This window comes from Streptomyces sp. 1-11 (assembly GCF_007176755.1).
Classification (GTDB): Bacteria; Actinomycetota; Actinomycetes; order Streptomycetales; family Streptomycetaceae; genus Streptomyces.
Genome location: NZ_BJTV01000021.1, coordinates 83,426 through 96,735 on the forward strand (window position 1 = coordinate 83,426; position 13,310 = coordinate 96,735).

11 protein-coding genes are annotated in these 13,310 nt (G+C 72.1%); 7 read left to right on the forward strand and 4 right to left on the reverse strand.

Translation table 11 applies throughout. The features are described 5' to 3' along the window. Positions 1-48: 48 nt before the first annotated feature. The 3 genes from TNCT1_RS32125 to TNCT1_RS32135 all read left to right on the forward strand — a co-directional run bounded on the left by TNCT1_RS32125 (position 49) and on the right by TNCT1_RS32135 (position 5,195). Positions 49-1,266, forward strand: a complete 1,218-nt coding sequence (locus tag TNCT1_RS32125; RefSeq protein ID WP_174266526.1) for a sensor histidine kinase — start codon at positions 49-51, stop codon at positions 1,264-1,266. After that, on the forward strand, positions 1,263-1,940 hold the full coding sequence (locus TNCT1_RS32130) for a response regulator transcription factor (protein ID WP_143639179.1): 678 nt from the start codon (positions 1,263-1,265) through the stop codon (positions 1,938-1,940). Before TNCT1_RS32125 ends, TNCT1_RS32130 begins: the two co-directional genes overlap by 4 nt. A 156-nt stretch (positions 1,941-2,096) precedes the next feature. Continuing rightward, positions 2,097-5,195: an efflux RND transporter permease subunit gene (locus TNCT1_RS32135; RefSeq protein ID WP_143639181.1), complete on the forward strand. Its 3,099-nt coding sequence runs from the start codon at positions 2,097-2,099 to the stop codon at positions 5,193-5,195. 63 nt (positions 5,196-5,258) lie between these two features. On the opposite strand, the gene nadA is transcribed toward TNCT1_RS32135, so the two are convergent. Continuing rightward, positions 5,259-6,443, reverse strand: a complete 1,185-nt coding sequence (gene nadA / locus TNCT1_RS32140) for a quinolinate synthase NadA (protein WP_143639183.1) — start codon at positions 6,441-6,443, stop codon at positions 5,259-5,261. A gap of 274 nt (positions 6,444-6,717) precedes the next feature. On the opposite strand from nadA, the gene TNCT1_RS32145 reads away from it, so the two are divergent. Further along, a complete protein-coding gene (locus TNCT1_RS32145) occupies positions 6,718-7,074 on the forward strand; it encodes an iron-sulfur cluster assembly accessory protein (RefSeq protein ID WP_061919812.1) in 357 nt (118 codons plus the stop codon). 130 nt (positions 7,075-7,204) lie between these two features. Here TNCT1_RS32145 and TNCT1_RS32150 read toward each other — a convergent pair whose 3' ends face one another. Further along, the gene (locus TNCT1_RS32150; protein ID WP_143639185.1) at positions 7,205-8,857 is read right to left on the reverse strand and encodes a hypothetical protein; all 1,653 of its coding nucleotides are present in this window, start codon (positions 8,855-8,857) and stop codon (positions 7,205-7,207) included. A 99-nt stretch (positions 8,858-8,956) separates the two neighbouring features. Next, positions 8,957-9,166 (reverse strand): hypothetical protein, encoded by a 210-nt coding sequence (locus tag TNCT1_RS32155; RefSeq protein WP_143639187.1) that lies wholly within the window; start codon positions 9,164-9,166, stop codon positions 8,957-8,959. Positions 9,167-9,325: 159 nt separating this feature from the next. On the opposite strand from TNCT1_RS32155, the gene TNCT1_RS32160 reads away from it, so the two are divergent. Continuing rightward, positions 9,326-10,300 (forward strand): carbohydrate kinase family protein, encoded by a 975-nt coding sequence (locus tag TNCT1_RS32160; protein ID WP_143639189.1) that lies wholly within the window; start codon positions 9,326-9,328, stop codon positions 10,298-10,300. Between the two features lie 89 nt (positions 10,301-10,389). Here TNCT1_RS32160 and TNCT1_RS32165 read toward each other — a convergent pair whose 3' ends face one another. After that, complete coding sequence (locus TNCT1_RS32165; RefSeq protein WP_143639191.1) at positions 10,390-11,772, reverse strand: cysteine desulfurase/sulfurtransferase TusA family protein; 1,383 nt, start codon at positions 11,770-11,772, stop codon at positions 10,390-10,392. A gap of 309 nt (positions 11,773-12,081) precedes the next feature. Between TNCT1_RS32165 and coxB the strand changes: the two genes are divergently transcribed. Both coxB and TNCT1_RS32175 read left to right on the forward strand, forming a co-directional pair. After that, entirely contained in the window at positions 12,082-13,047 is a 966-nt protein-coding gene (coxB, locus tag TNCT1_RS32170; protein WP_143639193.1) for a cytochrome c oxidase subunit II, read from the forward strand. After that, positions 13,044-13,310, forward strand: a 267-nt coding sequence (locus TNCT1_RS32175; RefSeq protein WP_373920520.1) for a cbb3-type cytochrome c oxidase subunit I, incomplete at its 3' end; no start/stop codon positions are given. The genes coxB and TNCT1_RS32175, both read left to right, overlap by 4 nt.

Below are 13,310 nucleotides of genomic sequence, written 5' to 3' on the forward strand. Positions count from 1 at the left end.
CGCCTCGCGAGGTTCCGGCGCCCCGTCCCGCGCCGTACTGTTCAGCGGGTGAGCACTCTCGATCGCGCCCGGTGCAGCCTCAAGGCCCACCCCATGGCGCTGGACGCGGCCATCGCGGCGGGCGTGCTGGCGTGCATGGTCGCCGGCTCCTTCGCGGTGCCGCACGGCGCCAAGGGCGTCACCTGGGGCGTGCGCGTCCCCGACCCGCTCGGCCTCGTCCTGATGACCCTCGCCGCCGCCGCGCTGGTCCTGCGCCGCCGCTTCCCGAAGAGCGTCCTCGCCGTCACCGGCACCGCCTCCCTGGTCGAGTCCCTCACCGGCGACCCGCGCGCCCCGGTCGCGATGGCCGCCGTGGTCGCCCTCTACACCGTCGCCGCGACCACCGACCGCACCACCACCTGGCGTGTCGGCCTGCTCACCATGACCGTGCTGACCGCCGCCGCGATGCTCGCCGGACCCATGCCCTGGTACGCCCAGGAGAACCTGGGCCTGCTCGCCTGGACCGGCATCGGCGCCACCGCCGGCGACGCGGTGCGCAGCCGCCGCGCCGTCGTGCAGGCCATCCGGGAGCGCGCCGAACGCGCCGAGCGCACCCGCGAGGAGGAGGCCCGCCGCCGGGTCGCCGAGGAGCGGCTGCGCATCGCCCGCGACCTGCACGACGTGGTCGCCCACCACATAGCGCTCGTCAACGTGCAGGCCGGGGTCGCCGCCCACGTCATGGACCGGCGGCCCGACCAGGCCAAGGAGGCGCTCGCCCACGTCCGCGAGGCCAGCCGCAGCGCGCTCGACGAACTGCGCGCCACCGTCGGCCTGCTGCGCCAGTCCGGCGACCCCGAGGCGCCCACCGAGCCCGCCCCGGGCCTGAGCCGCCTCGACGAACTCGCCGGCACCTTCCGCAGCGCCGGGCTGCCGGTCGAGGTGGCCCGCACCGACCACGGCACCGAACTCCCGGCCGCCGTGGACCTGGCGGCCTACCGGTGCATCCAGGAGGCCCTGACCAACGTGCGCAAGCACGCCGGCGCCGAGGCGCGGGCCGAGGTCAGCGTCGTACGCGTCGGCGGCAGCATCGAGGTCACCGTGGTGGACGACGGCGCCGGCACCGGCGCGCCGGGGGACGGCGGCGGTCACGGGCTGCTCGGCATGCGGGAGCGGGTCAGCGCCGTCGGCGGCACTTTGACCACCGGGCCCCGTCACGGCGGCGGCTTCCGGGTCCATGCGATCCTGCCGGTCACGACCCGTAAGACGGCTCCCGGGGAGACCGCATGACGATCCGTGTCCTGCTCGCCGACGACCAGGCGCTGCTGCGCAGCGCGTTCCGGGTGCTGGTCGACTCCGAGTCCGACATGGAGGTGGTGGGCGAGGCCTCCGACGGCGCCGAGGCGGTCCGGCTGGCCAGGGAGCGCGCCGCCGACGTCGTCCTCATGGACATCCGCATGCCCGGCACCGACGGCCTCGCCGCAACCCGCCTGATCAGCGCCGACCCCGGCCTGGCCCAGGTGCACGTGGTCATACTGACCACCTTCGAGGTCGACGACTACGTCGTGCAGTCGCTGCGCGCCGGCGCCTGCGGGTTCCTCGGCAAGGGCAGCGAACCCGAGGAACTGCTGAACGCCATCCGGGTCGCCGCCGGCGGCGAGGCGCTGCTCTCCCCGGCCGCCACCAAGGGCCTGATCGCCCGCTTCCTCGCCCAGGGCGACGACGACGGCCGCGACCCGGCCCGCTCCGAGCGGCTCGGCGCGCTCACCGGCCGGGAGCGCGAGGTCCTGGTCCAGGTCGCCGGCGGCCACTCCAACGACGAGATCGCCGAACGCTTGGAGGTCAGCCCGCTGACGGTGAAGACACACGTCAACCGGGCCATGGCCAAGCTGGGCGCACGGGACCGGGCACAGCTCGTGGTCATCGCGTACGAGTCGGGTCTGGTACGTCCGAGGATGGACTGATCTCCACCCGCGTGTACTGCGCGGGGAGTAGGCGCCGGATAAGGAAATGGACCTGGGGGCTACGGAACCGCGGTCCGGCATGCCCCATGGTGGGGTGGGCGCTCGTCCGCGTCCCGCGGCAGCTCCTGCCGTTCACAGAAGAGAGATCCCTGACCCATGTCCTGGCTGTCGAGATTCAGCCTCGCACAACGGGCCCTGATCGGCCTGATGTCGCTCATCGCGCTCGTCTTCGGGCTGATCGCGATCCCTCAGATCAAGCAGCAGCTGCTGCCCACCATCGAACTGCCCATGGTGTCGGTCATCGCGCCGTACCACGGCGCCTCTCCCGACGTCGTGGAGAAGCAGGTCGTCGAGCCCATCGAGAACAACCTGCAGGGCGTCGACGGCGTCACCGGCGTCACCTCCACCGCGAGCGAGGGCAACGCCGTGATCATGGCGTCCTTCGACTACGGCAACGACACCAAGCGGCTCGTCTCCGACGTCCAGCAGGCCGTCAACCGGGCCCGCAACCAGCTTCCCGACGACGTCGACCCGCAGGTCGTCTCCGGCTCCACGGACGACATGCCGACCGTGGTCCTCGCCGTCACCTCCGACAAGGACCAGCAGGCCCTCGCCGACCAGCTCGACACCACCGTCGTGCCGGCCCTGAAGGACATCGACGGCGTCGGCCGCGTCCAGGTCACCGGCGCCCGGGACCTGCAGGTCGCGGTCACCCCGGACGACGCGAAGCTGGCGAAGGCCGGGCTCACCTCCGCCGCCCTCGGCCAGGCCCTGCAGGCGGGCGGCGCGACCGTCCCGGCCGGCTCCTTCGACGAGGACGGCGCCAACCGCACCGTCCAGGTCGGCGGCGGCTTCACCTCGCTGAAGCAGATCCGGAACCTGCGGGTCACCGGCGAGGGCGCGGACGAGCCCGTGCGCCTCGGCGACGTGGCCACGGTGAAGGAGCAGCCGGCCCCGGCGGACTCCATCACCCGCACCGACGGCCGGCCCAGCCTCGCCGTCAACGTCACCATGGACCACGACGGCAGCGCGGTCTCCATCTCCGACGCGGTCAAGGACAGGCTGCCCGCCCTGCGGGCGGACCTCGGCTCCGGCGCGAAGCTCACGGTCGTCAGCGACCAGGGCCCGGCCGTCTCCAAGTCCATCAAGGGCCTGACCACGGAAGGCGCGCTGGGTCTGCTCTTCGCCGTCCTGGTCATCCTGGTCTTCCTCGCCTCGGTCCGCTCGACGCTGGTCACCGCGGTGTCCATCCCGCTGTCGGTGGTCCTCGCGCTCATCGTGCTGTGGACCCGCGGCCTGTCGCTGAACATGCTCACGCTCGGCGCGCTGACCATCGCCATCGGCCGGGTCGTCGACGACTCGATCGTGGTCCTGGAGAACATCAAGCGGCACCTCGGCTACGGCGAGGAGCGCCGGGAGGCGATCCTGGGCGCGGTGCGCGAGGTGGCCGGCGCGGTCACCTCCTCGACCCTCACCACGGTCGCCGTGTTCCTGCCGATCGGCCTGGTCGGCGGCATGGTGGGCGCCCTGTTCGGCTCGTTCAGCATCACCGTGACGGCGGCCCTGCTCGCGTCCCTGCTGGTCTCGCTGACGGTCGTGCCGGTCCTGTCCTACTGGTTCCTGCGCGCGCCCAAGGGCACCCCCGAGGACGCCGAGGAGGCGCGCCGGGTGGCCGAGGAGAAGGAGGCGAAGAGCCGCCTCCAGCGCGTCTACGTCCCCGTCCTGCGCTTCGCCACCCGCCGCCGGCTCACCAGCGTGCTGATCGCGGTGGCCGTCCTGGTCGTCACGTTCGGCATGTCCGGACTGCTGAAGACGAACTTCTTCGACCAGGGCGACCAGGAGGTCCTCACGGTCAAGCAGAAGCTGAAGCCCGGCACCAGCCTGGCGGCCACCGACGCGCAGGCGAGGAAGGTGGAGAAGCTGCTCGCCTCCACCGACGGCGTCAAGGACTACCAGGTCACCGTCGGCTCCTCCGGCTTCATGGCGGCCTTCGGCGGCGGCACCGACACCAACCAGGCGTCGTACCAGGTCATGCTGAAGGACTCGGCGTCCTACGACGACGTGCAGAAGCATCTCGAGGACGGCCTGAAGAAGCTCGACGGCATCGGCACGACCACGGTCTCCGCCGGTGACGGCTTCGGCAGCCAGGACCTCAGCGTGGTGGTCAAGGCCTCCGACGCCGGCGCGCTGCGCGAGGCCGCCGAGCGGGTCCGCTCCACGGTGGCCGGCCTGGACGACGTCACCGACGTCACCAGCGACCTGGCCCAGAGTGTGCCGCGGATCTCGGTCAAGGCCAACGCCAAGGCGGCCGCTGCCGGGTTCGACGACCAGAAGCTGGGCGCCGCGGTCGCGCAGGCCGTGCGCGGCACGACGGCCGCCAAGGCGGTCCTCGACGACACCGAGCGCGACGTCGTCGTGAGGTCGGCCGAGCCCGCCACCACCCTGGCGCAGCTCAAGGCGCTGCGCCTCGGCCCGGTGAAGCTCGGTGACGTGGCCACCGTCAAGGTGGTGGACGGCCCGGTGTCGATGACCCGTATCGACGGCCGGCGCGCCGCGACCGTCACGGCCCGGCCGACCGGCGACAACACCGGCGCGGTCAGCAGCCAGCTCCAGTCGCGGATCAAGGCCCTGAAGCTCCCGGCGGGGGCGCGGGCGGAGATCGGCGGCGTCTCCTCCGACCAGGACGACGCGTTCAAGAACCTGGGTCTGGCCATGCTGGCGGCGATCGCGATCGTCTTCATGCTGCTGGTGGCGACGTTCCGTTCGCTGGTGCAGCCGCTGATCCTGCTGGTGTCCGTGCCGTTCGCGGCCACGGGCGCGATCGGCCTGCTGGTCGTCACGGGCACCCCCATGGGCGTCCCGGCCATGATCGGCATGCTGATGCTGATCGGCATCGTGGTGACCAACGCGATCGTGCTGATCGACCTGATCAACCAGTACCGCAGGCAGGGCCACGGCGTCGTGGAGGCCGTGATCGAGGGTGGCCGGCACCGGCTGCGGCCCATCCTCATGACGGCGCTGGCGACCATCTTCGCCCTGCTCCCGATGGCCCTGGGCGTCACCGGCGAGGGCGGCTTCATCGCCCAGCCGCTGGCCGTGGTCGTCATCGGCGGCCTGATCAGCTCGACCCTGCTGACCCTGCTCCTGGTCCCGACGCTCTACGCGATGCTCGAACTCCGCAAGGAGCGGCGCGCGCGGAAGAAGACGGCCGAGCGGGAGCCGGAGCCCGAGGCGCTGGAGCCCGCGGGCGTCTGAGCGAACGACGGGGCCCGGTCCGCGCAGTGTGCGGACCGGGCCCCTGCGTGTGCCGGTGAACCGTTACGGCAGCGCCAGCATCCGCTCCAGGGCGAGCTTGGCGAAGGTCTCCGTCTCCTCGTCGACCTCGATCCGGTTGACCAGGTTGCCCTCGGCCAGGGACTCCAGCGCCCAGACCAGGTGGGGCAGGTCGATGCGGTTCATGGTCGAGCAGAAGCAGACCGTCTTGTCGAGGAAGACGATCTCCTTGCCCTCGGGCGCGAAACGGTTCGCCAGCCGGCGCACCAGGTTCAGCTCGGTGCCGATGGCCCACTTGGAGCCGGCCGGGGCGGCCTCCAGGGCCTTGATGATGTACTCCGTCGAACCGACGTAGTCGGCGGCGGCCACGACCTCGTGCCTGCACTCCGGGTGGACCAGGACGTTCACGCCCGGGATGCGCTCGCGGACGTCGTTGACCGAGTCCAGGCTGAAGCGGCCGTGCACCGAGCAGTGACCACGCCACAGGATCATCTTCGCGGCGCGCAGCTCCTCGGCGGTCAGCCCGCCGTTCGGCTTGTGCGGGTTGTAGACCACGCAGTCGTCCAGGGACATGCCCATGTCCCGCACCGCGGTGTTGCGGCCCAGGTGCTGGTCGGGCAGGAAGAGGACCTTCTCGCCCTGCTCGAAGGCCCAGTCGAGGGCGCGCTTGGCGTTGGACGAGGTGCAGATGGTGCCGCCGTGCCTGCCGGTGAACGCCTTGATGTCCGCCGAGGAGTTCATGTACGAGACCGGCACCACCTGATCGGCCACGCCCGCCTCGGTCAGCACGTCCCAGCACTCGGCGACCTGCTCGGCGGTGGCCATGTCGGCCATGGAGCAGCCGGCGGCCAGGTCGGGCAGGACCACCTTCTGGTCGGCCGACGTCAGGATGTCCGCCGACTCGGCCATGAAGTGCACACCGCAGAAGACGATGTACTCGGCCTCCGGGCGCGCGGCCGCGTCCCGGGCCAGCTTGAAGGAGTCGCCCGTGACGTCGGCGAACTGGATGACCTCGTCGCGCTGGTAGTGGTGGCCGAGCACGAAGACCTTGTCGCCGAGCTTCTCCTTGGCCGCGCGGGCGCGCGCCACCAGGTCCGGGTCGGACGGCGAGGGCAGGTCGCCGGGGCACTCGACACCCCGCTCGCTCTTCGGGTCGGCCTCACGGCCGAGCAGCAGCAGGGCGAGCGGAGACGGCTGTACGTCGAGCTCCGGGGTCTGGGCGGTGGTCACGACACACACCCTTTCTACTTTTCGTCTAACTGACGCTATCTATCATAGCCGCTTCATGTCACTTTGACGATGCCCATAGTGTCCATGTGACGTGAATCCCGCCCGGGCCGCCCCGGTCGCTCCACAGGCCGCTGTCCGTGTCCACGGGCGTGTGCGAGCATGAAGAAGGAACCAGAAACGCGACCACGCGATTGCCCGGCCCGGAATGAATCCGCGGATGCGCCGGTTGCACTCGTTCGGCAAGCAGTCTCCGTACAACCCGGGAGAGATGTAGATGTCCGTATCGGACGAGACCACCACCGTCACCGACGGCATCATCCTGACCGACGCCGCCGCGTCGAAGGTCAAGGCCCTGCTCGACCAGGAAGGCCGCGACGACCTCGCCCTGCGGGTCGCCGTCCAGCCCGGCGGCTGCTCCGGCCTGCGCTACCAGCTCTTCTTCGACGAGCGCTCGCTCGACGGCGACGTGGTGAAGGACTTCGGCGGGGTCAAGGTCGTCACCGACCGCATGAGCGCTCCGTACCTCGGCGGCGCCACCGTCGACTTCGTGGACACGATCGAGAAGCAGGGCTTCACGATCGACAACCCGAATGCGACGGGCTCCTGCGCCTGCGGCGACTCCTTCAGCTGAACCGGCCACGGCCTGAAGCACGAAGCGGCGGCACCCCTTCTCCAGGGGGCCGCCGCTTCGTGCGTCGAGGCTCCGTGCGTCGAGGCTCCGTGCGCCGCCCCTCCGTGCGCCGCGCGGGCGTGGGGGCGTCCTAACGAGCGGTCCGCGGCTCCACCGGCCTCACCTCCGGGAGCCGGCGCCCGTCGCTCGCGACCACCTCGCGCCCGGCGACCGGCGCGTCCAGGCGCACGGTCCTCGCGTACTGCCTGCCCATGGCGACGCACATCTCGCCCGGGCGCGACCGCTCCGTCACCGTCACGGTCACCCGGCCCGCGCTCTCCTTCGCCGCCGCCCGGTACCGCGAGCACACCCCGCCCGTGAAGCTCACGCGCAGCTCACGGCCGTCGGCGCGGTAGCCGTCCGGCGTGACCTTGCGGGTCCGCGTGGCCGTGCCCGGCTCGGGGGCCGCCGACCCGCCGGGGGTGGTCAGCGCCTCGGGGTCGATGGCCGGGCCCCGCTCGAGCAGGTACTTCGGGTCGACGGCCGGGTAGGCCAGCGTGAAGGCGCCGCGTGCCGTCGAGCCCCGCACCTCGAAGAGCCACGCGGGCACCAGCACCTGACGCCCCTCGGACGAGCGCGCGGCCAGCCCGAACACCGCCTTGTCCACCTTCAACGGGTTGACCGGGTCGGCCGCCCCCGGCGCGGACGGCGCCCCGCCGCACGGCTGCTCCAGACGCTCCTTCAGCGGCACCGGACTGGCGCAGCCGCCGATCCCCATCCGGTGACCCGCCTTCGGCCCCTTGTTCATCAGCGCAAGCGTCCGAGCCGCCGAGAGCACCGGGTACGTGTCGCCCCTGACCGGCGCCGTCAGCATGCCGTGGCCGCCGGCCAGCTCGCCGTTCGCGTCCACGGTCAGGCCGGTCGTCAGGCCGTAGGTGGGCAGACCGCCCACCACCGGATCGGCGTCGACCACGCGCTGCGCGCCCATGACCCGGCCGGCGTCGATCGCGGCGTCCTCCTGGCCGAGCGCCTTCAGTACCGGCGCCGCCGCCTTCTCGGCGGCGTCCGCGCTCACCGGGTCGGCGGCCGGGGCGGCCGGGTCGTGCGCGCAGACGGTCACCTTCCGGCAGTCGTCGGTGCCGGGCGAGTAGCGGCTGTACGTCCAGTCGCCCGGCGCGTCCCGGTTCACCCGCAGGACCGGTCCGGACCCGTCCTTCCCGCCGACCCGCCAGCCGCGCCCCTCGGCCACCGGCGCGCCCTCGACCCCGAGCGCCCGGGCCAGCCGGGTCACCTGTTCCTCGCGGACCCCGCTGCCCGGTCCGTACACCGGCGCGGAGCCGGGGCCGTCCGGCAGCTCGCCCACGGCGACATAGGACGTGCCGTACGGATCCGGCTCCCCGGGCGCGATGCCCTCCGTGCCGCCCCCCGTCCACTTGTCCAGGCGAAGCGGCGGGGGAGTGGCGCCGGGGCCGGACGCGCCGGCGTCCGCGCGGTGGCCGGAACCGTTGCCCGCGGCGGCCAGGTACGCACCCCCGCCACCGGCCAGCAGCACGGCCGCGGCGACCGACACGATCACCGCCCGCGAGCGGTTGCGCCCGGCCCACTCACCGCCGTCCCCGCCGTCCCCGCCGTCCCCGCCGGCCGCCGGGCCGGCCTCGCCCACGCCCTCGCCGGCCTCCGCGCGGACCTCCCCGGCCTCGCCGTCCGCGGTGCCGCCGGCGCCGGCCTTCCGGGCGTCGCGCCGGACCTCCGGCTCGGCGGGGTCCCTGGGCTCCTCGGGGTTCTCGGGTCGCTCGGTGTTCACCGCATCGCTCCTCGCTGGCTCGTGTCCCGCGTCCCCGGCAGGGGGAACGCCGGTGTGACGTGCCAGGGGAGCGCACGGTTCCCGCCCGCGCGCCCCGGCTCAGTCGCCGTAGTCCGACATGGCGTCCAGCAGCCGCGCGGACCGCGCGGGCACCGTCACCCCGTGGATCAGCGACGGGGGCACCGGCCGCGATCCGGTGTGCCGCGGCGGCGCCCAGTGCGGGGCCATCCGGGCGCAGTCCCCGCGCAGCGACGCGAGATCGCCTTCGAGGTCCGCGGGGGTGTTGGTGTTGACCTTGAGGTTCGTCATGGCGGCACCGTATGCACGTGAGAGCGACGAAGAAAGACCTACTATCAGGTAGTTTTGCCTGCTTCAGCGTCCCGCGCCAACCGGGTAGCGTGAACTGTCAGGCCCTTCCCACGAGCGCTATCGCGCGCCCCTTCTTAACTCCACAGGAGAGTCCACGCCGTGCGCATCGCAGTCACCGGCTCCATCGCCACCGACCACCTCATGACCTTCCCCGGCCGTTTCGCCGACCAGTTCGTCGCGGACCAGCTGCACACGGTCTCGCTCTCCTTCCTGGTCGACAACCTGGACGTCCGCCGGGGCGGCGTCGGCGCCAACATCGCCTTCGGAATGGGCCAGCTCGGCACCAGGCCGATCCTCGCCGGCGCCGCCGGCTTCGACTTCGACGAGTACCGCTCGTGGCTGGACCGCCACGGCGTGGACACCGACTCGGTCCGGATCTCCGAGACCCTGCACACCGCCCGCTTCGTCTGCACCACCGACGCCGACCACAACCAGATCGGCTCCTTCTACACCGGCGCGATGAGCGAGGCCCGCCTCATCGAGCTCAAGACCGTCGCCGACCGCGTCGGCGGCCTGGACCTCGTCCTGATCGGCGCCGACGACCCGGAGGCGATGCTCCGCCACACCGAGGAGTGCCGCTCCCGGAACATCCCCTTCGCCGCCGACTTCTCCCAGCAGATCGCCCGCATGGAGGGCGAGGAGATCCGGATACTGCTGGACGGCGCGACGTACCTGTTCTCCAACGAGTACGAGAAGGGCCTGATCGAGTCCAAGACCGGCTGGTCGGACGAGGAGATCCTGGCCAAGGTCGGCCACCGGGTCACCACCCTCGGCTCGCGCGGCGTCCGCATCGAGCGGACCGGCGAGGGCGTGATCGAGGTCGGCTGCCCGGAGGAGGAGCGCAAGGCCGACCCCACGGGCGTCGGCGACGCCTTCCGGGCCGGCTTCCTCTCCGGCCTCGCCTGGGGCGTCTCCCTGGAGCGCGCCGCCCAGGTCGGCTGCATGCTGGCGACGCTCGTCATCGAGACGGTCGGCACCCAGGAGTACCAGCTCCGCCGGGCCCACTTCATGGACCGGTTCACCAAGGCGTACGGGCACGACGCGGCCGAGGAGGTCCACGCCCACCTGGGCTGAGCGCCCCGGCGGGGGCGGGACCGCCCGCCCCCGCGAGGCCCGGTCCGGCGATTCCCGCCCGACCCGCGACGCGAATCGCCGGACACGCTCTAGCTCACCCGGCGGACCAGATAGGCCGAGCCACGCTCCGCGGGCTCCTCGCCCACGTACTCCTGGCCCCGCATCTCGCACCAGGCCGGGATGTCCAGCCGGGCCGCCTCGTCGTCCGACAGCACCCGGACCGTCCCGCCGACCTGCACCTCCCCGAAGACCCTGGCCAGCTCGATGACCGGGATCGGGCAGCGCTTGCCGAGGGAGTCGACGACCAGTTCCTCCGCCCGCACGGCCGTCGCGGGCGCGGCGGCCGGCGCCCCCAGCTTCTCGCGGACCCCCGCCACCACCCCGGGCAGCACCTCCAGGAACCGCTCGACGTCCTCCGGCGCCGCTCCCAGTGGCAGCGACACGCGCACGTTCCCCTCGCTCAGCACGCCCATCGCCCTCAGCACATGGCTCGGCGTCAGCGTGCTGCTGGTGCAGGAGGACCCAGAGGACACCGAGAAACCCTTCCGGTCCAACTCGTGCAGCAGGGCCTCTCCGTCGACATAGAGACACGAGAAGGTGACGATCCCGGGCACCCGCCGCTCCGGGTCGCCCACCACCTCCACGTCCGGCACCAGCCGCGGCACCCGGGCCCGGATCCGCTCCGTCAGCTCCCGCAGCCGCAGCGCCTCCTGGGCCGCCTCGGCGCGCACCGCCCGCAGGGAGGCGGCGGCCGCAACGATCGCCGGCAGGTTCTCGAACCCGGGCGCCCGCCCCGATTCCCGCTCGTCCACGGGCCCCCGCGGCGCGAACCGCACCCCCTTGCGCACGGCCAGCAGGCCCACGCCCGAGGGGCCGCCCCACTTGTGCGCGCTGCCGGCCAGCAGCGACCAGTCGCCCTCGACCGGCCCCCAGGCCAGCGACTGCGCCGCGTCCACCAGCAACGGCACCCCGGCCGCCCGGCACGCCTCGGCCACCTCCGCCACCGGCTGCACGGTCCCGACCTCGTGGTTGGTCGACTGCAGGCAGGCCAGCGCGGTGTCCGGCCGCAGCGCTGCGGCCCAGTCCGACGGGTCCACCGCCCCGGACCGGTTCACCGCCACCGTGCGGACCGAACCGCCCTCCGCCTCGAACGCCTCGGCCGAATGAAGGACCGAGGAGTGTTCGACGGCTGACACGATGAGGTGACGCCCCACCCGCCGCCGCCCGGCCAACGCGCCCGCGACACCCGTGTGCACGGCCCAGGTGCCGGAGGAGCCGAACACCACCTCGTCCGCCCGGCACCCCACCGCCTCGGCCACCGCCCCGCGGGCCGCGTCGAGCAGCATCCGCGCCTTGCGCCCCTCCCGGTAGAGCCGGGCCGGGTCGGCCCACCCGTCGTCGAGCGAGGCCAACAGCGCCTCACGGGCCACGGGATGAAGGGGAGCGGCGGAGGCCGCGTCGAAGTAAGCCACACGTCAACGTTAGAACGCGGCTGACCGGGCAGGGCCGCGGGACCGTGTCCGCACAGCCGCCCCGCGACCAGCCACAACGTACCCGCGGCGGGCGGCCAAACCCCGACAACCCGAGCTAATAGGCGCCCATTCCCAACCTGAAGGAGTGACCGGCGGCGCGTATGGCACCCTCCCCGCGAACCCTCGGAGAGCGTCGGCTAGGGTTTGGTCCGCATAAACATCCAAACCCCTGCCCGACGCAGGGCGGCGACCGACCAGCGAGAAGGCCGCAGCCGTACAGCGCGGGCGAGACTCTCGGGAAGGCGCTACGTGAGTCCCAACGGCTCCGACCGCTCGCCGCGGCGCCCGATGCGGCGGAAGCTGCTGCAGGCACTGACCGCGGGCCTGGTCCTGGCGACAGCCACCGGTTGCTCGTACAACTGGGAAGACTTCCCCCGCCTTGGTATGCCCACCCCGACCACGGAAGAGGCTCCGCGGATCCTCTCCCTGTGGCAGGGTTCCTGGGCGGCTGCGCTCGCCGTCGGCGTGCTGGTGTGGGGCCTGATCCTGTGGAGCGCCATGTTCCACCGGCGCAGCCGCACCAAGGTCGAGGTACCTCCGCAGACCCGGTACAACATGCCGATCGAGGCCCTTTACACGGTGGTCCCGATCATCATCATCTCGGTGCTGTTCTACTTCACGGCACGGGACGAGACGAAGCTCCTGAGCCTCTCCAAGAAGCCCGACGTCACGGTCAACGTGGTCGGCTTCCAGTGGAGCTGGGGCTTCAACTACATCGCAGACGTTCCCGGCTCGACCGGCAACGCCAAGGCCGACCCGAACCTGTCCGCCATTCCGGACCGGTACAAGAAGGCCTTCCCGGCCAACGCCGGCGGCGTCTACGACGTCGGCACCCCGGGCACGCGGAACCCGCAGACGGGCAACCCCGGGCCGACCCTCTGGCTCCCCAAGGGGCAGAAGGTCCGCTTCGTCCTGACCTCGCGCGACGTCATCCACTCCTTCTGGGTGGTGCCGTTCCTGATGAAGCAGGACGTCATCCCGGGCCACACCAACGCCTTCGAGGTGACCCCCAACAAGGAGGGCACCTTCCTCGGCAAGTGCGCTGAGCTCTGCGGCGTCGACCACTCCCGGATGCTGTTCAACGTGAAGGTCGTCTCCCCCGAGCGTTACCAGCAGCACCTCAAGGACCTCGCCAAGAAGGGGCAGACCGGTTACATTCCCGCCGGCATCGCGCAGACGAGCCACGAGAAGAACCGGGAGACGAACAACCTGTGAGCATCCTCAACGAACCCCAGGGTGCCGCGGCAGCTGAGGACTCGTACGAGAACGAGCTGCCGGTCAGGCGCAAGCAGCCCGGTAACGTCGTGGTCAAGTGGCTGACGACCACCGACCACAAGACGATCGGCACGCTCTATCTGGTCACCTCGTTCGCGTTCTTCCTGATCGGCGGCGTGATGGCGCTGCTGATGCGCGCCGAGCTGGCCCGTCCGGGCCTGCAGATCATGTCGAACGAGCAGTTCAACCAGGCGTTCACGATG

Coding starts and splice junctions, on each gene's coding strand:
- TNCT1_RS32135 (WP_143639181.1), top strand. CDS start 2,097: ATGTCCTGGCTGTCGAGATTCAGCCTCGCACAACGGGCCCTGATCGGC.
- TNCT1_RS32145 (WP_061919812.1), top strand. CDS start 6,718: ATGTCCGTATCGGACGAGACCACCACCGTCACCGACGGCATCATCCTG.
- TNCT1_RS32155 (WP_143639187.1), bottom strand. CDS start 9,166: ATGACGAACCTCAAGGTCAACACCAACACCCCCGCGGACCTCGAAGGC.
- TNCT1_RS32130 (WP_143639179.1), top strand. CDS start 1,263: ATGACGATCCGTGTCCTGCTCGCCGACGACCAGGCGCTGCTGCGCAGC.